Source organism: Staphylococcus sp. FSL W8-0056 (assembly GCF_037963075.1).
Lineage (GTDB): Bacteria > Bacillota > Bacilli > Staphylococcales > Staphylococcaceae > Staphylococcus > Staphylococcus aureus.
Window position 1 is genome coordinate 263,273 of the sequence record NZ_CP150142.1, and the last position, 24,373, is coordinate 287,645.

At 33.4% G+C, this 24,373-nt stretch carries 16 protein-coding genes; 13 read left to right on the forward strand and 3 right to left on the reverse strand.

The window, feature by feature from the left end; translation table 11 throughout:
* The first annotated feature begins 100 nt into the window (after positions 1 to 100).
* Together fusA and tuf are read left to right on the forward strand one after the other, a co-directional pair.
* A complete protein-coding gene (gene fusA, locus NSS86_RS01380; protein ID WP_000090315.1) occupies positions 101 to 2,182 on the forward strand; it encodes an elongation factor G in 2,082 nt (693 codons plus the stop codon).
* Positions 2,183 to 2,398: 216 nt separating this feature from the next.
* Positions 2,399 to 3,583: an elongation factor Tu gene (tuf, locus tag NSS86_RS01385; protein WP_001040568.1), complete on the forward strand. Its 1,185-nt coding sequence runs from the start codon at positions 2,399 to 2,401 to the stop codon at positions 3,581 to 3,583.
* A 281-nt stretch (positions 3,584 to 3,864) separates the two neighbouring features.
* On the opposite strand, the gene NSS86_RS01390 is transcribed toward tuf, so the two are convergent.
* On the reverse strand, positions 3,865 to 5,040 hold the full coding sequence (locus tag NSS86_RS01390) for a M20 family metallopeptidase (protein WP_000887920.1): 1,176 nt from the start codon (positions 5,038 to 5,040) through the stop codon (positions 3,865 to 3,867).
* A gap of 170 nt (positions 5,041 to 5,210) precedes the next feature.
* Here NSS86_RS01390 and NSS86_RS01395 point away from each other — a divergent pair, with 170 nt between their 5' ends.
* From NSS86_RS01395 to NSS86_RS01420, 6 genes are all read left to right on the forward strand, one after another.
* Positions 5,211 to 6,398, forward strand: a complete 1,188-nt coding sequence (locus NSS86_RS01395; protein WP_000250823.1) for a glycine C-acetyltransferase — start codon at positions 5,211 to 5,213, stop codon at positions 6,396 to 6,398.
* A gap of 269 nt (positions 6,399 to 6,667) precedes the next feature.
* A complete protein-coding gene (hchA, locus tag NSS86_RS01400) occupies positions 6,668 to 7,546 on the forward strand; it encodes a glyoxalase III HchA (protein WP_000076404.1) in 879 nt (292 codons plus the stop codon).
* Between the two features lie 158 nt (positions 7,547 to 7,704).
* Positions 7,705 to 9,342 (forward strand): ribulokinase, encoded by a 1,638-nt coding sequence (locus NSS86_RS01405; RefSeq protein ID WP_000122354.1) that lies wholly within the window; start codon positions 7,705 to 7,707, stop codon positions 9,340 to 9,342.
* Positions 9,343 to 9,555: 213 nt separating this feature from the next.
* Positions 9,556 to 10,521, forward strand: a complete 966-nt coding sequence (locus NSS86_RS01410; RefSeq protein ID WP_000723301.1) for an NAD-dependent epimerase/dehydratase family protein — start codon at positions 9,556 to 9,558, stop codon at positions 10,519 to 10,521.
* 335 nt (positions 10,522 to 10,856) lie between these two features.
* On the forward strand, positions 10,857 to 11,933 hold the full coding sequence (locus NSS86_RS01415) for a branched-chain amino acid aminotransferase (RefSeq protein ID WP_000076036.1): 1,077 nt from the start codon (positions 10,857 to 10,859) through the stop codon (positions 11,931 to 11,933).
* 249 nt (positions 11,934 to 12,182) lie between these two features.
* Complete coding sequence (locus tag NSS86_RS01420) at positions 12,183 to 12,866, forward strand: HAD family hydrolase (RefSeq protein ID WP_000454780.1); 684 nt, start codon at positions 12,183 to 12,185, stop codon at positions 12,864 to 12,866.
* Positions 12,867 to 12,981: 115 nt separating this feature from the next.
* Here the strand turns inward: NSS86_RS01420 and NSS86_RS01425 are convergent, their stop codons facing one another.
* Positions 12,982 to 13,644 carry a deoxynucleoside kinase gene (locus NSS86_RS01425; RefSeq protein WP_001067261.1) on the reverse strand — a complete coding sequence of 221 codons (663 nt, stop codon included), beginning with the start codon at positions 13,642 to 13,644 and terminating at the stop codon, positions 12,982 to 12,984.
* Complete coding sequence (locus NSS86_RS01430) at positions 13,637 to 14,254, reverse strand: deoxynucleoside kinase (RefSeq protein WP_001039516.1); 618 nt, start codon at positions 14,252 to 14,254, stop codon at positions 13,637 to 13,639. Before NSS86_RS01430 ends, NSS86_RS01425 begins: the two co-directional genes overlap by 8 nt.
* A 66-nt stretch (positions 14,255 to 14,320) precedes the next feature.
* Between NSS86_RS01430 and tadA the strand changes: the two genes are divergently transcribed.
* The 5 genes from tadA to sdrD all read left to right on the forward strand — a co-directional run bounded on the left by tadA (position 14,321) and on the right by sdrD (position 24,252).
* Positions 14,321 to 14,791: a tRNA adenosine(34) deaminase TadA gene (gene tadA, locus NSS86_RS01435; protein ID WP_000180281.1), complete on the forward strand. Its 471-nt coding sequence runs from the start codon at positions 14,321 to 14,323 to the stop codon at positions 14,789 to 14,791.
* 146 nt (positions 14,792 to 14,937) lie between these two features.
* Positions 14,938 to 15,807: a Cof-type HAD-IIB family hydrolase gene (locus NSS86_RS01440; RefSeq protein ID WP_000593361.1), complete on the forward strand. Its 870-nt coding sequence runs from the start codon at positions 14,938 to 14,940 to the stop codon at positions 15,805 to 15,807.
* Between the two features lie 21 nt (positions 15,808 to 15,828).
* On the forward strand, positions 15,829 to 16,395 hold the full coding sequence (locus NSS86_RS01445; RefSeq protein ID WP_000677261.1) for an NADPH-dependent FMN reductase: 567 nt from the start codon (positions 15,829 to 15,831) through the stop codon (positions 16,393 to 16,395).
* 429 nt (positions 16,396 to 16,824) lie between these two features.
* Positions 16,825 to 19,728, forward strand: a complete 2,904-nt coding sequence (gene sdrC / locus NSS86_RS01450; RefSeq protein ID WP_339302316.1) for an MSCRAMM family adhesin SdrC — start codon at positions 16,825 to 16,827, stop codon at positions 19,726 to 19,728.
* Between the two features lie 366 nt (positions 19,729 to 20,094).
* Entirely contained in the window at positions 20,095 to 24,252 is a 4,158-nt protein-coding gene (sdrD, locus tag NSS86_RS01455; protein ID WP_000934467.1) for an MSCRAMM family adhesin SdrD, read from the forward strand.
* The last annotated feature ends 121 nt before the right edge of the window (positions 24,253 to 24,373 follow it).

The window sequence follows — 24,373 nt, forward strand, 5'->3', positions numbered from 1 at the left end:
GTGTTCTATATTAATGAATTTTCATTAAGCGTTCATGCTTAGGGCATCGCCATATCTATCGTATTTATTCAGTAATATAAACTGGAAGGAGAAAAAATACATGGCTAGAGAATTTTCATTAGAAAAAACTCGTAATATCGGTATCATGGCTCACATTGATGCTGGTAAAACGACTACGACTGAACGTATTCTTTATTACACTGGCCGTATCCACAAAATTGGTGAAACACACGAAGGTGCTTCACAAATGGACTGGATGGAGCAAGAACAAGACCGTGGTATTACTATCACATCTGCTGCAACAACAGCAGCTTGGGAAGGTCACCGTGTAAACATTATCGATACACCTGGACACGTAGACTTCACTGTAGAAGTTGAACGTTCATTACGTGTACTTGACGGAGCAGTTACAGTACTTGATGCACAATCAGGTGTTGAACCACAAACTGAAACAGTTTGGCGTCAGGCTACAACTTATGGTGTTCCACGTATCGTATTTGTAAACAAAATGGACAAATTAGGTGCTAACTTCGAATACTCTGTAAGTACATTACATGATCGTTTACAAGCTAACGCTGCTCCAATCCAATTACCAATTGGTGCGGAAGACGAATTCGAAGCAATCATTGACTTAGTTGAAATGAAATGTTTCAAATATACAAATGATTTAGGTACTGAAATTGAAGAAATTGAAATTCCTGAAGACCACTTAGATAGAGCTGAAGAAGCTCGTGCTAGCTTAATCGAAGCAGTTGCAGAAACTAGCGACGAATTAATGGAAAAATATCTTGGTGACGAAGAAATTTCAGTTTCTGAATTAAAAGAAGCTATCCGCCAAGCTACTACTAACGTAGAATTCTACCCAGTACTTTGTGGTACAGCTTTCAAAAACAAAGGTGTTCAATTAATGCTTGACGCTGTAATTGATTACTTACCTTCACCACTAGACGTTAAACCAATTATTGGTCACCGTGCTAGCAACCCTGAAGAAGAAGTAATCGCGAAAGCAGACGATTCAGCTGAATTCGCTGCATTAGCGTTCAAAGTTATGACTGACCCTTATGTTGGTAAATTAACATTCTTCCGTGTGTATTCAGGTACAATGACATCTGGTTCATACGTTAAGAACTCTACTAAAGGTAAACGTGAACGTGTAGGTCGTTTATTACAAATGCACGCTAACTCACGTCAAGAAATCGATACTGTATACTCTGGAGATATCGCGGCTGCGGTAGGTCTTAAAGATACAGGTACTGGTGATACTTTATGTGGTGAGAAAAATGACATTATCTTGGAATCAATGGAATTCCCAGAGCCAGTTATTCACTTATCAGTAGAGCCAAAATCTAAAGCTGACCAAGATAAAATGACTCAAGCTTTAGTTAAATTACAAGAAGAAGACCCAACATTCCATGCACACACTGACGAAGAAACTGGACAAGTTATCATCGGTGGTATGGGTGAGCTTCACTTAGACATCTTAGTAGACCGTATGAAGAAAGAATTCAACGTTGAATGTAACGTAGGTGCTCCAATGGTTTCATATCGTGAAACATTCAAATCATCTGCACAAGTTCAAGGTAAATTCTCTCGTCAATCTGGTGGTCGTGGTCAATACGGTGATGTTCACATTGAATTCACACCAAACGAAACAGGCGCAGGTTTCGAATTCGAAAACGCTATCGTTGGTGGTGTAGTTCCTCGTGAATACATTCCATCAGTAGAAGCTGGTCTTAAAGATGCTATGGAAAATGGTGTCTTAGCAGGTTATCCTTTAATTGATGTTAAAGCTAAATTATATGATGGTTCATACCATGATGTCGATTCATCTGAAATGGCCTTCAAAATTGCTGCATCATTAGCACTTAAAGAAGCTGCTAAAAAATGTGATCCTGTAATCTTAGAACCAATGATGAAAGTAACTATTGAAATGCCTGAAGAGTACATGGGTGATATCATGGGTGACGTAACATCTCGTCGTGGACGTGTTGATGGTATGGAACCTCGTGGTAATGCACAAGTTGTTAATGCTTATGTACCACTTTCAGAAATGTTCGGTTATGCAACATCATTACGTTCAAACACTCAAGGTCGCGGTACTTACACTATGTACTTCGATCACTATGCTGAAGTTCCAAAATCAATCGCTGAAGATATTATCAAGAAAAATAAAGGTGAATAATATAACTTGTTTTGACTAGCTAGCCTAGGTTAAAATACAAGGTGAGCTTAAATGTAAGCTATCATCTTTATAGTTTGATTTTTTGGGGTGAATGCATTATAAAAGAATTGTAAAATTCTTTTTGCATCGCTATAAATAATTTCTCATGATGGTGAGAAACTATCATGAGAGATAAATTTAAATATTATTTTTAATTAGAATAGGAGAGATTTTATAATGGCAAAAGAAAAATTCGATCGTTCTAAAGAACATGCCAATATCGGTACTATCGGTCACGTTGACCATGGTAAAACAACATTAACAGCAGCAATCGCTACTGTATTAGCAAAAAATGGTGACTCAGTTGCACAATCATATGACATGATTGACAACGCTCCAGAAGAAAAAGAACGTGGTATCACAATCAATACTTCTCACATTGAGTACCAAACTGACAAACGTCACTACGCTCACGTTGACTGCCCAGGACACGCTGACTACGTTAAAAACATGATCACTGGTGCTGCTCAAATGGACGGCGGTATCTTAGTAGTATCTGCTGCTGACGGTCCAATGCCACAAACTCGTGAACACATTCTTTTATCACGTAACGTTGGTGTACCAGCATTAGTAGTATTCTTAAACAAAGTTGACATGGTTGACGATGAAGAATTATTAGAATTAGTAGAAATGGAAGTTCGTGACTTATTAAGCGAATATGACTTCCCAGGTGACGATGTACCTGTAATCGCTGGTTCAGCATTAAAAGCTTTAGAAGGCGATGCTCAATACGAAGAAAAAATCTTAGAATTAATGGAAGCTGTAGATACTTACATTCCAACTCCAGAACGTGATTCTGACAAACCATTCATGATGCCAGTTGAGGACGTATTCTCAATCACTGGTCGTGGTACTGTTGCTACAGGCCGTGTTGAACGTGGTCAAATCAAAGTTGGTGAAGAAGTTGAAATCATCGGTTTACATGACACATCTAAAACAACTGTTACAGGTGTTGAAATGTTCCGTAAATTATTAGACTACGCTGAAGCTGGTGACAACATTGGTGCATTATTACGTGGTGTTGCTCGTGAAGACGTACAACGTGGTCAAGTATTAGCTGCTCCTGGTTCAATTACACCACATACTGAATTTAAAGCAGAAGTATACGTATTATCAAAAGACGAAGGTGGACGTCACACTCCATTCTTCTCAAACTATCGTCCACAATTCTATTTCCGTACTACTGACGTAACTGGTGTTGTTCACTTACCAGAAGGTACTGAAATGGTAATGCCTGGTGATAACGTTGAAATGACAGTAGAATTAATCGCTCCAATCGCGATTGAAGACGGTACTCGTTTCTCAATCCGCGAAGGTGGACGTACTGTAGGATCAGGCGTTGTTACTGAAATCATTAAATAATTTCTAATTTCTTAGATTTTATATAAAAAGAAGATCCCTCAATCGAGGGGTCTTTTTTTAATGTGTAAATTTTGTAATGGCTATTCGATTTAGAAGAACAATAATTGATGAAAGACTGACTAATAAAACTTATAACTGATAATACTGTTTAAATAAAATTGTTGAGTCTTGGACATTGTAAAATGCTCCCTTCAAAGTTTTCATTTTTTCAATGTCTACTTTGAAGGGAGCATTTCATTAGTTTATGTCCCAGATTCATATCTTTCAATTAATTTAAATGCTTAATTTGTTTTAAATACTTGCTCTAATTCAATGATTTTTAAAAATACAGCTACAGCGTATTTTAATGATTTTTCATCAATATCAAATTTGGGATTATGGTGTGGCGCTGTAATACCTTTACTTTCATTACCACAACCAGTCAGAAAGAATGCACCTGGTCGTACTTTCAAATAATGTGAAAAATCTTCTCCAATCATCATTAAATCTGATTCATTAAAGCGTACATGTAAGTCATTTGTTGCTTCTTTAATAACTTGATATGCTTTCTCGTTATTATGGACAGGCAAATACCCTTTAATATAATTCAAATCATAGTTAATATCATTTGCTATTGCTAAACCTTGTAGAAGCTTATCCATTTTGTCCATTACATGATTCTGTATATCTGAATCGAAAGTTCTAACTGTACCTTTACAAAATGCTTGATCAGGAATAACGCTATCTGTGGTACCTGCTTGAATCATTCCAAATGAAAGTACAGCTTGTTTAACTGGATCGATCGTACGTGAAATTATTTTTTGTGCACTTAAAATGAACTCTGCCATGATTACTATTGGGTCAATGGTTTCATGAGGTTTGGCACCATGACCACCACGACCTTTAATTGTGACGCTAAATTCATCTGGAGAGGCCATGATTGCCCCCGCACGTGAATGAATAGTTCCAGTAGGATAACCACTCCATAAATGTGTACCGTAAATTCTATCTACATTTTCCAGACATCCAGCATCTATCATTTCTTGAGAACCACCTGGCATGATTTCTTCACCGTACTGGAATATTAATACAACATTACCTTCTAATAAATGTTTATGTTCATCTAAAATCTCTGCTACAGTAAGTAAAATTGCTGTATGACCATCATGCCCACACGCATGCATACATCCTGGATTTTTAGACTTATAAGGCACATCGTTTAATTCCTCGACAGGTAACGCATCAAAGTCAGCTCTTAATGCAATGGTAGGTCCTGTGCCCAAGCCTTTAAATGTGGCTTTGATACCATTGCGGCCGATAGGAGTTTCAATATCACAAGATAACTGGCTTAATTGGTTAACAATATAATCATGTGTTTGAAATTCTTCAAAAGATAACTCAGGATATTGGTGTAAATAACGTCTGAGTTGAATTGTTTTATTTTCTTTATTATTTGCTAGTTGGAACCAATCTAACACCCTTATCACTACTTTCTAAAATAATGTTTATAGTATAACATTTTATGAAATTATCGTACTAAATGATTGCTTTGAGATATTTTATCTATGAATGATAAGGCTTTCAAGTTATGTAGAATTACTGTATGATAAAGGTATTACCAAACAATACTTAAGGGGGATTATATACTGTGGTTCAATCATTACATGAGTTTTTAGAGGAAAATATAAATTATCTAAAAGAAAATGGTTTGTATAATGAAATAGATACAATTGAAGGTGCAAACGGACCAGAAATCAAAATCAATGGGAAATCATACATTAACTTATCTTCAAATAATTATTTAGGACTAGCAACAAATGAAGATTTGAAATCAGCTGCAAAAGCAGCTATTGATACACATGGTGTAGGTGCAGGCGCTGTTCGTACAATCAATGGTACATTAGATTTACACGACGAATTAGAAGAAACACTAGCAAAATTTAAAGGAACAGAAGCTGCAATAGCTTATCAGTCAGGATTTAATTGTAATATGGCTGCTATTTCAGCTGTCATGAATAAAAATGATGCTATTTTATCAGATGAGCTTAATCATGCATCAATTATTGATGGATGTCGCTTATCTAAAGCTAAAATTATTCGAGTTAACCATTCAGACATGGATGATTTACGTGCGAAAGCAAAAGAAGCAGTTGAATCAGGTCAATACAATAAAGTGATGTATATCACTGATGGCGTTTTTAGTATGGATGGTGATGTGGCTAAATTACCTGAAATTGTAGAAATTGCAGAAGAATTTGGTTTATTAACTTATGTTGACGACGCTCATGGTTCAGGTGTTATGGGTAAAGGCGCTGGTACGGTTAAACATTTTGGTTTACAAGATAAAATCGATTTCCAAATAGGTACGCTTTCTAAAGCAATTGGTGTCGTTGGCGGCTATGTAGCAGGTACAAAAGAGTTAATAGATTGGTTAAAAGCACAATCACGACCATTCTTATTCTCTACATCATTAGCACCTGGGGATACCAAAGCAATAACTGAAGCAGTTAAAAAGTTAATGGATTCAACTGAATTACATGATAAATTATGGGACAATGCACAATATTTAAAAAATGGATTGTCAAAATTAGGATATGATACAGGTGAGTCAGAAACTCCAATTACACCAGTAATTATTGGTGATGAAAAAACAACTCAAGAATTTAGTAAGCGTTTAAAAGACGAAGGTGTCTATGTGAAATCTATCGTTTTCCCAACAGTACCAAGAGGTACAGGACGTGTAAGAAATATGCCTACAGCTGCACATACAAAAGACATGTTAGATGAAGCAATTGCGGCTTATGAAAAAGTAGGAAAAGAAATGAAGTTGATTTAATATTTATTTATTTATTCCCACGGCAAATATTGTCGTGGGCTTTTTTTAATGTTTAGTTTATTAACAGTAAGTTCTTATAACAATGTTTAGTGCTCCCCAAAATTGAAGTTTGAATTTTAAAAGCATCTTGTAGAATTTAGTTGTATTTTTTACAAAGAAATTCATTTTGATTATTTTTGATAATGAGTATTTTAATAGTAATACATGTTTATAGTGTGTAGTATATGTCTATACTAGTAGTAACTATATAGAGAAAGTAGGAATAAACTATGTCACAAGATGTAAATGAATTAAGTAAGCAACCAACGCCAGATAAAGCAGAAGATAACGCATTTTTCCCATCACCATATTCCCTTAGTCAATATACAGCACCTAAAACAGATTTTGATGGTGTTGAACACAAAGGTGCCTATAAAGATGGTAAATGGAAAGTATTGATGATTGCTGCTGAAGAGAGATATGTATTATTGGAAAATGGAAAAATGTTCTCTACGGGTAATCATCCTGTTGAAATGTTATTACCTTTACATCATTTAATGGAAGCAGGTTTTGACGTTGATGTTGCGACATTATCTGGTTATCCAGTTAAATTAGAATTATGGGCTATGCCAACTGAAGACGAGGCAGTTATAAGTACTTATAATAAATTGAAAGAAAAATTAAAACAGCCAAAAAAATTAGCAGATGTGATTAAAAATGAATTAGGACCTGATTCAGACTATTTATCTGTCTTTATCCCAGGCGGACATGCTGCAGTTGTTGGTATTTCTGAAAGTGAGGACGTTCAACAAACATTAGATTGGGCATTAGACAATGACCGCTTTATAGTTACATTATGTCATGGACCAGCAGCACTACTTTCAGCAGGGCTTAACAGAGAAAAATCTCCATTAGAAGGATACTCTGTTTGTGTCTTCCCTGACTCATTAGATGAAGGTGCAAATATTGAAATAGGTTATTTACCTGGACGCTTGAAATGGTTAGTTGCTGATTTATTAACTAAACAAGGATTAAAAGTAGTTAACGACGATATGACAGGAAGAACGTTAAAAGATCGTAAATTATTAACAGGTGACAGTCCTTTAGCTTCAAATGAGTTAGGAAAATTAGCAGTTAATGAAATGTTAAATGCAATACAAAATAAATAATTAAATATTAATTAGAGGAGCCTCATATGTAAATGTATGAGGACTCTTTTTTTTGGCAAAATTTAAGTGATACTTGTAAAATAGAACCTATTATGAGTATGATTTAAGAAAACGCTTGCAAAACTAATAACCGCAACTAGCGATATGGAGGAAACATGATGTCTTATAGCATTGGAATTGATTATGGAACTGCTTCAGGCCGTGTGTTTTTAATTAATACAACTAACGGTCAAGTAGTATCAAAATTTGTGAAACCATATACACATGGTGTCATTGAAAGTGAATTAAATGGTTTGAAAATACCACATACATATGCACTTCAAAATAGTAATGATTATTTAGAAATTATGGAAGAAGGAATATCATATATAGTACGTGAATCAAAAATAGATCCAGTCAATATAGTAGGTATTGGTATAGACTTTACTTCATCTACTATTATTTTTACTGACGAAAACCTTAACCCGGTACATAATTTAAAACAATTTAAAAACAATCCACATGCGTATGTGAAACTTTGGAAACATCATGGTGCATATAAAGAAGCAGAGAAATTATATCAAACTGCTATTGAAAATAATAATAAGTGGTTAGGCCATTATGGATATAATGTTAGTAGTGAATGGATGATTCCCAAAATAATGGAAGTCATGAATCGAGCACCAGAAATTATGGAAAAAACGGCTTATATTATGGAAGCGGGCGATTGGATTGTAAATAAATTAACTAATAAAAATGTACGCTCGAATTGTGGATTAGGTTTCAAAGCATTTTGGGAAGAAGAAACAGGGTTTCATTATGATTTATTTGATAAAATAGACCCCAAATTATCAAAAGTAATTCAAGATAAAGTATCTGCACCGGTTGTTAATATTGGTGAAGTAGTAGGGAAACTGGACGATAAAATGGCACAGAAATTAGGATTATCAAAAGAGACTATGGTAAGTCCTTTTATTATTGATGCCCATGCTAGTTTATTAGGTATTGGGTCTGAAAAAGATAAAGAAATGACTATGGTGATGGGAACAAGCACATGCCATCTTATGTTAAATGAAAAGCAACATCAAGTGCCAGGTATATCAGGTTCTGTAAAAGGAGCAATTATTCCAGAATTATTTGCTTATGAAGCGGGGCAATCAGCAGTAGGTGATTTGTTTGAGTATGTCGCTAAGCAAGCACCAAAGTCATATGTAGATGAAGCAGCAAATAGAAATATGACTGTATTTGAATTAATGAATGAAAAGATAAAACATCAAATGCCAGGTGAAAGTGGGCTCATTGCTCTTGATTGGCATAATGGAAATCGAAGTGTATTAAGTGATAGCAATTTAACAGGTTGTATCTTTGGATTAACTTTACAAACTAAGCATGAGGATATTTATAGAGCATATTTAGAAGCTACAGCATTTGGTACTAAGATGATTATGCAACAGTATCAAGATTGGCATATGGAAGTAGAAAAGGTATTTGCATGTGGCGGTATACCTAAAAAGAATGCTGTTATGATGGATATCTATGCGAATGTACTGAATAAAAAACTAATTGTTATGGATAGTGAGTATGCACCAGCAATAGGCGCAGCAATATTAGGTGCAGTCAGTGGTGGCGCACATAATTCAATTAATGATGCAGTTGATGCTATGAAAGAGCCAATTTTATACGAAATTAATCCAGAAGCGGAAAAAGTACAAAGGTATGAAACATTATTTAAAGCTTATAAGGCTTTACATGATATCCATGGTTATAAAAAAGCTAATATAATGAAAGATATCCAGAGTTTAAGAGTTGAGGGATAAAAAATTTAATTTGACAGTAATTAGCAATAATAAACGCTATAAATTACTAAAATCAATTAATACAACTAGAATTTCCATTTACAGAAACATCAGCAACATGTACATGTCATATATACAAGAAAGCGCTTTTATATTATAATTATTATGAAAATGAATATTATGTCCGCTTGTGACGGACTATAGCTATATAGAAGAGACAAAGGAGATATTTCTATGAAAAAAATTATGATTACTGGTGCATTAGGACAAATTGGTACAGAATTAGTTGTTAAGTGCAGAGAAATTTATGGGACAGATAATGTTCTTGCTACAGATATTAGGGAACCTGAAGCAGACTCACCTGTACAAAATGGACCATTTGAAATTTTAGACGTAACAGATCGTGACCGCATGTTTGAGTTAGTTAGGGACTTTGAAGCGGATAGTCTAATGCATATGGCAGCATTATTATCAGCAACTGCAGAGAAAAATCCAATTCTAGCTTGGGATTTAAATATGGGTGGATTAATGAATGCATTAGAAGCTGCAAGAACTTATAATTTGCACTTTTTCACACCAAGTTCAATTGGTGCATTTGGAGACTCAACTCCTAAAGTTAATACGCCACAAGTAACGATTCAGCAACCTACGACAATGTATGGTGTAAATAAAGTAGCTGGAGAATTATTGTGTCAATACTATTTCAAACGTTTTGGTGTAGATACAAGAAGTGTTAGATTCCCAGGTTTAATCTCGCATGTTAAAGAGCCAGGTGGCGGTACTACAGACTATGCTGTTGAAATATACTTCAAAGCAGTAAGAGAGGGTCATTATACAAGCTTCATAGATAAAGGCACGTATATGGATATGATGTATATGGATGATGCAATTGAAGCAATTATTAAACTTATGGAAGCAGACGACGCTAAATTAGAAACTAGAAACGGTTATAATTTGAGCGCAATGAGTTTTGATCCAGAGATGGTAAAAGAAGCAATTCAAGAATACTATCCAAATTTTACATTAGATTATGATGTTGATCCTATTAGACAAGGTATCGCTAATAGTTGGCCGGATTCTATTGATACAAGCTGTTCACGTGGCGAATGGGGATTTGATCCTAAATATGATTTAGCGAGCATGACTAAATTAATGTTAGAAGCTATTGAACAAAAAGATACTGTTAAAAATAATAACTAATCATTTCCATTCACTTTAATACACGGAATGATATTTTAAATTACTCTTTATTTTAATAAACTAGTGCATGAATTCTAATATTATTCATTATACATATTGAATTCGCGAGCTTAGTTCATTTTAAAGTAAAGAGTTTTTTGTATGTAAAGTATATTAGTAAAACACAGATTACTTGTCTCTGTGAAATTAATACGTTTATACTAAAAGATATAGTCTTTCTAGAAAATCTGTTAATTAATTTTGAATTTTTAGAAAATTTATTGAACAGCAAAATATGGATTGTTATAATTTAAGTTAAACAAATTCTTATACAATATTATTAGGAGGCAATCACCATGTCACAAGCAGTTAAAGTTGAACGACGAGAAACATTAAAACAAAAACCAAATACATCTCAACTAGGTTTTGGTAAATATTTTACTGATTATATGTTGAGTTATGATTATGATGCAGATAAAGGATGGCATGATTTGAAGATAGTACCTTATGGTCCTATTGAAATTTCACCTGCTGCACAAGGTGTTCATTATGGTCAATCGGTATTCGAAGGATTAAAAGCATATAAAAGAGATGGGGAAGTTGCACTTTTCCGTCCTGAAGAAAATTTTAAGCGTCTTAATAACTCGTTAGCACGATTAGAAATGCCTCAAGTAGACGAAGCAGAATTGTTAGAGGGGCTAAAACAATTAGTTGATATAGAAAGAGATTGGATTCCTGAAGGGGAAGGTCAATCATTATATATTCGTCCATTTGTTTTTGCAACAGAAGGGGCACTTGGCGTTGGTGCATCACATCAGTATAAATTATTAATTATTTTATCTCCTTCAGGTGCATATTATGGTGGTGAGACTTTAAAACCAACTAAAATCTATGTAGAAGATGAATATGTGCGTGCTGTTCGTGGCGGTGTAGGCTTTGCAAAAGTTGCAGGTAACTATGCGGCAAGTTTATTAGCACAAACAAATGCAAATAAATTAGGTTATGACCAAGTATTATGGCTTGATGGTGTTGAACAGAAATATATCGAAGAAGTTGGTAGCATGAATATTTTCTTCGTTGAAAATGGAAAAGTAATTACACCAGAGTTGAATGGCAGTATTTTACCTGGTATTACACGTAAATCTATTATCGAATTAGCTAAAAACTTAGGATATGAAGTCGAAGAGCGCCGCGTTTCAATCGATGAATTATTCGAATCATATGATAAAGGTGAGTTAACAGAAGTATTTGGTAGTGGTACTGCAGCAGTTATTTCACCTGTGGGTACATTGAGATACGAAGATCGTGAAATCGTTATTAATAATAATGAGACTGGTGAAATTACTCAAAAATTATACGACGTCTATACTGGTATTCAAAATGGTACTTTAGAAGATAAAAATGGTTGGAGAGTCGTTGTACCAAAATATTAATAAAAATTGAATATAATCATGAAAACAATATGTAAAAGTTAATCATGACTAAAATCCCTTTCAATGAAGCGAAGCATGGTAATAAATTAAGTTTACAATGTTTATTGTTAAGTATTGAAGGGGATTTCACTTATTATTATATTTAATTCAATATTTAAATAGAACAATACTACGAGTTCATTTTCAGGGGATAACGAATATCATAGAATCAGCATAATACGAAATAAATAAATAGGAGTATTGATATCAATGGAATGGATATTATTTGATAAAGATGGTACGTTAATTGAATTTGATAGAAGTTGGGAAAAAATAGGGGTACGATTTGTACAATCATTGCTTGAGACTTTCCCAGTACATAATAAAGAAGCTGCTTTAAGACAACTCGGTGTCATTAAAGAATCTATTGATCCAAAATCAGTGATGGGTTCAGGATCTTTACAACAAATTATCCAGGCATTTAATGATGTGACGGGACAAGATACAACCGACTGGTCCAAGTCAACAAGTCAAAAGCTGGTAGATGAACGTATTCCTGAAATTAATTGGGTAGAAGGTGTTAAAGAAGCACTTATCGATTTGAAAGCAAAAGGCTATCAACTTGGTATTGTTACGAGTGATACTAAAAAAGGTGTAGAACAATTTTTAGCACATACCAATGCTATCTCGTTGTTCGATTTGATCATTTCTACCGAAGCGGATGCCTATGAGAAGCCAAATCCTAAAGTATTATCGCCTTTATTTGAGCAATATAATGTAGATCCTCAGAAAGTAGCTATAGTAGGAGACACTGCTAATGATATGAAGACAGCAAGTAATGCAAATTTAGGTATGGCAATAGGTGTATTAACAGGTATTGCAACAAAAGAAGAATTACATGAAGCTGATATTATTTTAAATAGTGCGGCAGATATTTTAGAAGCTTTAAATTAAAAAGAAAGACATAGTGTATATGTGAATTAATGTATTCGATAGAATTGATAATGTAATCGATGATATCTATGGAATATACATTGAATATAAACATATACGCTATGTCTTTAGTCTTTTATCGTGTATCTACTTGTCGATATGTTTGAATAATTCGAGCAATTTTGTCTATCATAGGATTTAAAGATTCGGGGTCCTTATGGATATCATATTCATTAATATTGATACGTACAACTGGACATGCATTAAAGCTATTAATCCAATCGTCATAGCGTTTAAATAGCTTTTTCCAGTATTCAGGGTCTGTATTAATTTCCATTTCGCGACCACGTTCAATAATACGATCAATGACCTCATCATAGTTACATTCTAAATAAATCATTACATCTGGTTTAGGAAAATAAGGTGTCATGACCATGGCATTAAATAAGTCTGAATATGTTTTGAAATCTTCTTTACTCATTGTGCCTTCTTCTTCATGCATTTTTGCAAAAATATCAACATCTTCATAAATTGATCGATCTTGGACAAAGCCACCACCATATTCAAACATACGCTTTTGTTCTTTAAAACGTTCAGCTAAGAAGTAAATTTGCAAATGGAAACTCCATCGTTCAAAATCGCTATAAAATTTATCTAAATATGGATTATGTTCGACATTTTCAAAAGACGTTTTAAAGTTTAATTTATCTGCAAGTGCTTGCGTTAGTGTTGATTTTCCAACACCAACTGTACCTGCAATGGTTATAATGGCATTTTGTGGAATACCGTAATTATTCATTGGTAATATCTCCTATCATAGGTAATATAATATGTAATATATCTTCGTAATCTTGTTCATTTTTAAGAAAATCAATAGAAGTTGTATCGATTAAAACTACATTTGAACCATTACTTTGTAAGGACTCATAATACTCACGATAATCTTTTTTTAACTTTAACAGATATTCATCTTCTATTTGATGCTCAAAACTACGGTTACGTTTAGCAATTCTAGATTTTAACACATCAAGGTCTGCATCTAAAAAGATAATCATATTCGGCATAATCATATCTTCAGTTAAAATATCATAAATTTTACTGAATTTCTGAAATTCAACAGGACTCAAAGTATTTTTAGCAAATATCTTATTTTTATGTATATGATAATCACTAACTACACCTTGATTTAGTTGTGTTACATCTTGAAATTGCTTATATCTATTGCATAAAAAGAACATTTCAGTTTGAAAACTCCATTTAGAGATATCTTCATAAAAGTCTGATAAAAATGGATTTTCTGTGATGATTTCTTTTTCTTCATAAAAATCTAAAGTTTGACTTAATTTGTGTGCAAGTGAAGATTTACCTACGCCAATAGGACCTTCAATTGCTATAAAAGGTTTGTTCATATTCACATCTCCAAATGTTAAAATAGACATTGAGTATTGTACCATAAGTGAGGTATCTGGACATAAATGACAAATGATATATATTTTATGACATTAGCGATTGAAGAAGCTAAAAAAGCAGCTCAACTAGGCGAAGTACCTATAGGTGCTATCATCACTAAAGATGATGAAGTTATCGCTAGAGCACATAATTTAAGAGAAACACTACAACAACCAACGGCGCATGCTGAACATATTGCAATTGAACGTGCAGCCAAAGTGTTAGGTAGTTGGCGTTTAGAAGGTTGCACATTATATGTAACCTTAGAACCATGTGTCATGTGCGCAGGAACAATTGTAATGAGTCGCATTCCAAGAGTCGTCTATGGCGCAGATGATCCTAAAGGTGGTTGTAGTGGCAGTTTAATGAATTTATTGCAACAATCTAATTTTAATCATCGTGCAATTGTTGATAAAGGTGTACTTAAAGAAGCATGTAGCACATTATTAACAACATTTTTTAAAAACTTAAGAGCCAATAAGAAATCCACCAATTAGACGATAGTACATACTAATTAAAATTTGTTAGAATTACATTATATGATAAATTAATGACAATATAAATGTTAATAGAAAAGTATGTGCGCTGAGTATATATTCTTATTTAAGAACAAGATTTTAAATTTACGAAACGAGGTAACATAATGATAAAACTAATAGCCACTGATATGGATGGCACGCTACTTAATGCAGCACATGAAATTTCTCAACCTAATATTGATGCGATTAAATACGCTCAAGAACAAGGGATAACGGTTGTTATCGCGACAGGTCGAGCATTTTATGAAGCACAAGCACCAGTTGCTGACACAGATTTAACAGTACCATATATTTGTTTGAATGGTGCTGAAGTACGTGATGAAACTTTCAATGTAATGAGCACTTCACACCTTAATAAATCGTTAGTACACAAAATTACAAATGTTTTAAAAGATGCAGGTATTTATTATCAAGTATACACGAGTCGTGCGATTTATACTGAAGATCCACAAAGAGATTTAGACATTTACATAGATATTGCTGAGCGTGCAGGTCAACATGCAAACGTTGAGCGTATTAAAAATGGTATTCAAAGACGCATAGATAATGGTACGTTGAAAGTTGTTGATAATTATGATGCTATTGAAAACATACCTGGTGAATTAATTATGAAAATATTAGCATTTGATGGAAATTTAGAAAAAATTGACAAAGCTAGTAAAATTTTAGCTGAATCTCCGAATTTAGCTATATCATCATCTTCGAGAGGAAATATAGAAATAACGCATTCAGATGCACAAAAAGGTATTGCGCTAGAAACAATTGCCGAAAGATTAGGGATTGAAATGAAAGATGTCATGGCAATAGGTGACAATTTAAATGACTTATCAATGTTAGAGAAAGTTGGCTATCCAGTTGCGATGGAAAATGGTGCAGAAGAAGTTAAAAAAATAGCGAAATATGTCACAGATACGAATGAAAATAGTGGTGTTGGAAAAGCTATTATGAAATTATTACGTGAACAACAAGTTTAATAAAAAAAAGAGGGGTCAAATATGAAAGGATTAATTATTATTGGCAGTGCACAAGTGAATTCACATACAAGTGCACTAGCAAGATACTTAACTGAGCATTTTAAAACACATGATATTGAAGCGGAAATATTCGATTTAGCAGAAAAACCGTTAAATCAATTAGATTTTTCAGGAACAACACCGTCTATTGATGAAATCAAACAAAATATGAAAGATTTAAAAGAGAAAGCAATGGCGGCGGACTTTTTAATATTAGGAACGCCAAACTATCATGGTTCATATTCTGGAATATTGAAAAATGCATTAGATCATCTAAATATGGATTATTTTAAAATGAAACCTGTAGGCTTAATAGGAAATAGTGGTGGTATTGTTAGTTCAGAGCCATTGTCACATTTAAGAGTAATCGTCAGAAGTTTACTAGGCATTGCTGTACCAACTCAAATAGCAACACATGATTCTGATTTTGCTAAAAATGAAGATGGTTCATATTACTTAAATGATAGTGAATTCCAATTACGAGCAAGATTATTTGTCGATCAAATTGTATCTTTTGTGAATAATAGTCCATATGAACATTTAAAATAATATTAAAAAATATGTAAATATACATTAAAAATAGGTATGTAGCTTAAGGTATTTCATTGAGAATGCTTTTAAGTCACATGCCTTTTTTTGTTCTAATGCACCAATAGTAAGCCTTTGAGATTACTGTTGTGAGCAATGTTATTAATTAAAATAAGATGTAATAGCGAATTGAAAACAAGCTTAGATTAAAAGAGAGTTTTAAAAATATAGATAAATAATTTAAAGCAATTAAAGAAAAAAAGTATTAAAAATTGCAATTCTTAAACTGTGATTCATATTAATATTTGTAGCAAATAACATTGTAAAATAAAGAAAAATAATTAAAGTATTGCACTTTATTGAAATTTATATTACGATAGTAATGCAGAAATTTATATATGCAAAATATTATATTTATCAAATTTTGATATTTTAAAGGAGTATTATTAAATGAATAATAAAAAGACAGCAACAAATAGAAAAGGCATGATACCAAATCGATTAAACAAATTTTCGATAAGAAAGTATTCTGTAGGTACTGCTTCAATTTTAGTAGGGACAACATTGATTTTTGGGTTAAGTGGTCATGAAGCTAAAGCGGCAGAACATACGAATGGAGAATTAAATCAATCAAAAAATGAAACGACAGCCCCAAGTGAGAATAAAACAACTGAAAAAGTTGATAGTCGTCAACTAAAAGACAATACGCAAACTGCAACTGCAGATCAGCCTAAAGTGACAATGAGTGATAGTGCAACAGTTAAAGAAATTAGTAGTAACATGCAATCACCACAAAACGCTACAGCTAGTCAATCTACTACACAAACTAGCAATGTAACAACAAATGATAAATCATCAACTACATATAGTAATGAAACTGATAAAAGTAATTTAACACAAGCAAAAAACGTTTCAACTACACCTAAAACAACGACTATTAAACAAAGAGCTTTAAATCGCATGGCAGTGAATACTGTTGCAGCTCCACAACAAGGAACAAATGTTAATGATAAAGTACATTTTACGAACATTGATATTGCGATTGATAAAGGACATGTTAATAAAACAACAGGAAATACTGAATTTTGGGCAACTTCAAGTGATGTTTTAAAATTAAAAGCGAATTACACAATCGATGATTCTGTTAAAGAGGGCGATACATTTACTTTTAAATATGGTCAATATTTCCGTCCAGGTTCTGTAAGATTACCTTCACAAACTCAAAATTTATATAATGCCCAAGGTAATATTATTGCAAAAGGTATTTACGATAGTAAAACAAATACAACAACGTATACTTTTACGAATTATGTAGATCAATACACAAATGTTAGCGGTAGCTTTGAACAAGTCGCATTTGCGAAACGTGAAAATGCAACAACTGATAAAACTGCTTATAAAATGGAAGTAACTTTAGGTAATGATACATATAGTAAAGATGTCATTGTCGATTATGGTAATCAAAAAGGTCAACAACTTATTTCGAGTACAAATTATATTAATAATGAAGATTTGTCACGTAATATGACTGTTTATGTAAATCAACCTAAAAAGACCTATACAAAAGAAACATTTGTAACAAATTTAACTGGTTATAAATTTAATCCAGATGCTAAAAACTTCAAAATTTACGAAGTGACAGATCAAAATCAATTTGTGGATAGTTTCACCCCAGATACTTCAAAACTTAAAGATGTTACTGGTCAATTCGATGTTATTTATAGTAATGATAATAAGACGGCGACAGTAGATTTATTGAATGGTCAATCTAGTAGTGATAAACAGTACATCATTCAACAAGTTGCTTATCCAGATAATAGTTCAACAGATAATGGGAAAATTGATTATACTTTAGAAACACAAAATGGAAAAAGTAGTTGGTCAAACAGTTATTCAAATGTGAATGGCTCATCAACTGCAAATGGCGACCAAAAGAAATATAATCTAGGTGACTATGTATGGGAAGATACAAATAAAGATGGTAAACAAGATGCCAATGAAAAAGGGATTAAAGGTGTTTATGTCATTCTTAAAGATAGTAACGGTAAAGAATTAGATCGTACGACAACAGATGAAAATGGTAAATATCAGTTCACTGGTTTAAGCAATGGAACTTATAGTGTAGAGTTTTCAACACCAGCCGGTTATACACCGACAACTGCAAATGCAGGTACAGATGATGCTGTAGATTCTGATGGACTAACTACAACAGGTGTCATTAAAGACGCTGACAACATGACATTAGATAGTGGATTCTACAAAACACCAAAATATAGTTTAGGTGATTATGTTTGGTACGACAGTAATAAAGATGGTAAACAAGATTCGACTGAAAAAGGAATTAAAGGTGTTAAAGTTACTTTGCAAAACGAAAAAGGCGAAGTAATTGGTACAACTGAAACAGATGAAAATGGTAAATACCGCTTTGATAATTTAGATAGTGGTAAATACAAAGTTATCTTTGAAAAGCCTGCTGGTTTAACTCAAACAGGTACAAATACAACTGAAGATGATAAAGATGCCGATGGTGGCGAAGTTGATGTAACAATTACGGATCATGATGATTTCACACTTGATAATGGCTACTACGAAGAAGAAACATCAGATAGTGACTCAGATTCGGACAGCGATTCAGACTCAGATAGCGACTCAGATTCAGATAGTGACTCAGACTCAGATAGCGACTCAGACTCAGATAGCGACTCAGACAGCGACTCAGACTCAGATAGTGATTCAGATTCGGACAGCGACTCAGATTCAGACAGCGAATCAGATTCGGATAGCGACTCAGACTCAGATAGCGACTCAGATTCAGACAGCGACTCAGATTCAGACAGTGACTCAGACTCAGACAGCGACTCAGATTCAGACAGCGATTCAGATTCGGATAGCGACTCAGATTCAGATAGCGATTCGGACTCAGACAACGACTCAGATTCTGACAGCGATTCAGACTCAGATAGCGACTCAGATTCAGACAGCGACTCAGACTCAGATAGCGATTCAGATTCAGACAGCGACTCAGATTCAGACAGCGATTCAGATTCAGATAGCGATTCAGATTCAGACAGCGACTCAGATTCAGATAGCGACTCAGACTCAGACAGCGATTCAGACTCAGATAGCGACTCAGACAGCGATTCAGATTCGGATAGCGATTCAGATTCAGATGCAGGTAAACATACTCCGACTAAACCAATGAGTACGGTTAAAGATCAGCATAAAACAGCTAAAGCATTACCAGAAACAGGTAGTGAAAATAATAATTCAAATAATGGCACATTATTCGGTGGATTATTCGCGGCATTAGGATCATTATTGTTATTCGGTCGTCGTAAAAAACAAAATAAATAATATGATTAACTTAACCAGGTCCATGTGGCCTGGTTTTTTCTGTTTAGAAATTCCCAGATATAAAACAAAAAATCTTTAAGGAATAGATGCAATTTAATTTGTTACAGAAATGTAATTGTCTATGAATTAGAAAAGCTAAGATATTAATTTTAAGGGCAAATAATACTATTTTTTATGATAATTAAATAAAGATTACAAAACTCATAAAAACTTTTATTTAAACACAAATTTTAAATAACGTTTTACGATAAAGAAAAATAATTAAAGTATTGTGCTTTATCTAAAAATGTAATACTATATTGATATACATTTTTGTATTTAAAACAATTGTATTATTTAAAAATTTGATGAATTAGGAGTAATCTAATGCTAAACAGAGAAAATAAAACGGCAATAACAAGAAAAGGCATGGTATCCAATCGATTAAATAAATTTTCGATTAGAAAGTACACAGTGGGAACAGCATCAATTTTAGTAGGTACAACATTAATTTTTGGTCTGGGGAACCAAGAAGCAAAGGCTGCAGAAAGTACTAATAAAGAATTGAACGAAGCGACAACTTCAGCAAGTGATAATCAATCGAGTGATAAAGTTGATATGCAGCAACTAAATCAAGAAGACAATACTAAAAATGATAATCAAAAAGAAATGGTATCATCTCAAGGTAATGAAACGACTTCAAATGGGAATAAATCAATAGAAAAAGAAAGTGTACAATCTACCACTGGAAATAAAGTTGAAGTTTCAACTGCCAAATCAGATGAGCAAGCTTCACCAAAATCTACGAATGAAGATTTAAACACTAAACAAACTATAAGTAATCAAGAAGGGTTACAACCTGATTTGCTAGAGAATAAATCAGTGGTAAATGTTCAACCAACTAATGAGGAAAACAAAAAGGTAGATGCGAAAACTGAATCAACTACATTAAATGTTAAAAGTGATGCTATCAAGAGTAATGCTGAAACTCTTGTTGATAACAATAGTAATTCAAATAATGAAAATAATGCAGATATCATTTTGCCAAAAAGTACAGCACCTAAAAGTTTGAATACAAGAATGCGTATGGCAGCAATACAACCAAACTCAACAGATTCTAAAAATGTTAATGATTTAATCACATCAAATACAACATTAACTGTCGTTGATGCAGATAATAGCAAAACGATTGTACCAGCCCAAGATTATTTATCATTAAAATCACAAATTACAGTTGATGACAAAGTTAAATCAGGTGATTATTTCACAATTAAATACTCAGATACAGTACAAGTATATGGATTGAATCCGGAAGATATTAAAAATATTGGTGATATTAAAGATCCAAATAATGGTGAAACAATTGCGACTGCAAAACATGATACTGCAAATAATTTAATTACATATACATTTACAGATTATGTTGATCGATTTAATTCAGTAAAAATGGGTATTAATTACTCAATTTATATGGATGCAGATACAATTCCTGTTGACAAGAAAGATGTTCCTTTTAGTGTAACTATTGGAAATCAAATTACAACTACAACAGCAGATATCACTTATCCGGCTTATAAAGAAGCTGACAATAATTCAATAGGATCAGCTTTTACAGAGACAGTTTCTCATGTAGGAAATGTTGAAGACCCTGGTTACTATAACCAGGTAGTATATGTTAATCCTATGGATAAGGATTTAAAAGGTGCTAAGTTAAAAGTTGAAGCGTACCATCCGAAATATCCAACTAATATTGGTCAAATTAATCAAAATGTTACAAATATAAAAATATATCGTGTTCCTGAAGGATATACATTGAATAAAGGATATGACGTTAATACTAATGATTTGGTAGACGTAACTGATGAATTTAAAAATAAAATGACGTATGGATCAAATCAAAGTGTTAATCTTGATTTTGGTGATATTACATCAGCATATGTTGTAATGGTTAATACAAAATTCCAATATACAAATAGCGAAAGCCCAACACTTGTTCAAATGGCTACTTTATCTTCAACAGGTAATAAATCCGTTTCTACTGGCAATGCTTTAGGATTTACTAATAACCAAAGTGGCGGAGCTGGTCAAGAAGTATATAAAATTGGTAACTACGTATGGGAAGATACTAATAAAAACGGTGTTCAAGAATTAGGAGAAAAAGGCGTTGGCAATGTAACTGTAACTGTATTTGATAATAATACAAATACAAAAGTAGGAGAAGCAGTTACTAAAGAAGATGGGTCATACTTGATTCCAAACTTACCTAATGGAGATTACCGTGTAGAATTTTCAAACTTACCAAAAGGTTATGAAGTAACCCCTTCAAAACAAGGTAATAACGAAGAATTAGATTCAAACGGCTTATCTTCAGTTATTACAGTTAATGGCAAAGATAACTTATCTGCAGACTTAGGTATTTACAAACCTAAATACAACTTAGGTGACTATGTCTGGGAAGATACAAATAAAAATGGTATCCAAGACCAAGATGAAAAAGGTATATCTGGCGTAACGGTAACATTAAAAGATGAAAACGGTAACGTGTTAAAAACAGTTACAACAGACGCAGATGGCAAATATAAATTTACTGATTTAGATAATGGTAATTATAAAGTTGAATTTACTACACCAGAAGGCTATACACCGACTACAGTAACATCTGGTAGCGACATTGAAAAAGACTCTAATGGTTTAACAACAACAGGTGTTATTAATGGTGCTGATAACATGACATTAGATAGTGGATTCTACAAAACACCAAAATATAATTTAGGTAATTATGTATGGGAAGATACAAATAAAGATGGTAAGCAGGATTCAACTGAAAAAGGTATTTCAGGCGTAACAGTTACATTGAAAAATGAAAACGGTGAAGTTTTACAAACAACTAAAACAGATAAAGATGGTAAATATCAATTTACTGGATTAGAAAATGGAACTTATAAAGTTGAATTCGAAACACCATCAGGTTACACACCAACACAAGTAGGTTCAGGAACTGATGAAGGTATAGATTCAAATGGTACATCAACAACAGGTGTCATTAAAGATAAAGATAACGATACTATTGACTCTGGTTTCTACAAACCGACTTACAACTTAGGTGACTATGTATGGGAAGATACAAATAAAAACGGTGTTCAAGATAAAGATGAAAAGGGTATTTCAGGTGTAACAGTTACGTTAAAAGATGAAAACGACAAAGTTTTAAAAACAGTTACAACAGATGAAAATGGTAAATATCAATTCACTGATTTAAACAATGGAACTTATAAAGTTGAATTCGAGACACCATCAGGTTATACACCAACTTCAGTAACTTCTGGAAATGATACTGAAAAAGATTCTAATGGTTTAACAACAACAGGTGTCATTAAAGATGCAGATAACATGACATTAGACAGTGGTTTCTATAAAACACCAAAATATAGTTTAGGTGATTATGTTTGGTACGACAGTAATAAAGACGGCAAACAAGATTCAACTGAAAAAGGTATCAAAGATGTTAAAGTTATTTTATTAAATGAAAAAGGCGAAGTAATTGGAACAACTAAAACAGATGAAAATGGTAAATACCGCTTTGATAATTTAGATAGCGGTAAATACAAAGTTATTTTTGAAAAGCCTACTGGCTTAACACAAACAGGTACAAATACAACTGAAGATGATAAAGATGCCGATGGTGGCGAAGTTGATGTAACAATTACGGATCATGATGATTTCACACTTGATAATGGCTACTACGAAGAAGAAACATCAGATAGCGACTCAGACTCAGACAGCGATTCAGACTCAGATAGTGATTCAGATTCAGATAGTGATTCAGATTCAGATAGTGATTCAGATTCAGATAGTGATTCAGATTCAGACAGCGACTCAGACTCAGATAGTGACTCAGACTCAGATAGCGATTCAGATTCAGATAGCGATTCAGACTCAGACAGCGATTCAGATTCAGACAGCGACTCAGACTCAGATAGCGACTCAGATTCGGACAGCGATTCAGACTCAGATAGCGACTCAGACTCAGACAGCGATTCAGACTCAGATAGCGACTCAGACTCAGATAGCGATTCAGATTCAGACAGCGATTCAGATTCAGACAGTGATTCAGATTCAGACAGCGACTCAGATTCAGATAGCGATTCAGACTCAGACTCAGATAGCGATTCAGATTCAGACAGCGACTCAGATTCGGACAGCGACTCAGACTCAGACAGTGATTCAGATTCAGATAGCGACTCAGACTCAGATAGCGACTCAGATTCAGACAGCGATTCAGACTCAGATAGTGACTCAGATTCGGACAGCGATTCAGACTCAGATAGCGACTCAGATTCAGACAGTGATTCAGACTCAGATGCAGGTAAGCACACACCTGTTAAACCAATGAGTACTACTAAAGACCATCACAATAAAGCAAAAGCATTACCAGAAACAGGTAATGAAAATAGTGGCTCAAATAACGCAACGTTATTTGGCGGATTATTCGCAGCATTAGGATCATTATTGTTATTCGGTCGTCGTAAAAAACAAAATAAATAATACAGCTTATACCAGGTCCGTGAGGCCTGGTTTTTTATTTCAAAATTTATGAAATGTATCTTATGTTTGAGATTAAATAGTGCAATTTTTTAAAAAAATATAACATAAATCAACATAAATT

Coding starts and splice junctions, on each gene's coding strand:
- fusA (WP_000090315.1), top strand. CDS start 101: ATGGCTAGAGAATTTTCATTAGAAAAAACTCGTAATATCGGTATCATG.
- tuf (WP_001040568.1), top strand. CDS start 2,399: ATGGCAAAAGAAAAATTCGATCGTTCTAAAGAACATGCCAATATCGGT.
- hchA (WP_000076404.1), top strand. CDS start 6,668: ATGTCACAAGATGTAAATGAATTAAGTAAGCAACCAACGCCAGATAAA.
- NSS86_RS01405 (WP_000122354.1), top strand. CDS start 7,705: ATGTCTTATAGCATTGGAATTGATTATGGAACTGCTTCAGGCCGTGTG.
- NSS86_RS01410 (WP_000723301.1), top strand. CDS start 9,556: ATGAAAAAAATTATGATTACTGGTGCATTAGGACAAATTGGTACAGAA.
- NSS86_RS01415 (WP_000076036.1), top strand. CDS start 10,857: ATGTCACAAGCAGTTAAAGTTGAACGACGAGAAACATTAAAACAAAAA.
- NSS86_RS01420 (WP_000454780.1), top strand. CDS start 12,183: ATGGAATGGATATTATTTGATAAAGATGGTACGTTAATTGAATTTGAT.
- NSS86_RS01425 (WP_001067261.1), bottom strand. CDS start 13,644: ATGAATAATTACGGTATTCCACAAAATGCCATTATAACCATTGCAGGT.
- NSS86_RS01430 (WP_001039516.1), bottom strand. CDS start 14,254: ATGAACAAACCTTTTATAGCAATTGAAGGTCCTATTGGCGTAGGTAAA.
- tadA (WP_000180281.1), top strand. CDS start 14,321: ATGACAAATGATATATATTTTATGACATTAGCGATTGAAGAAGCTAAA.
- NSS86_RS01440 (WP_000593361.1), top strand. CDS start 14,938: ATGATAAAACTAATAGCCACTGATATGGATGGCACGCTACTTAATGCA.
- NSS86_RS01445 (WP_000677261.1), top strand. CDS start 15,829: ATGAAAGGATTAATTATTATTGGCAGTGCACAAGTGAATTCACATACA.
- sdrC (WP_339302316.1), top strand. CDS start 16,825: ATGAATAATAAAAAGACAGCAACAAATAGAAAAGGCATGATACCAAAT.
- sdrD (WP_000934467.1), top strand. CDS start 20,095: ATGCTAAACAGAGAAAATAAAACGGCAATAACAAGAAAAGGCATGGTA.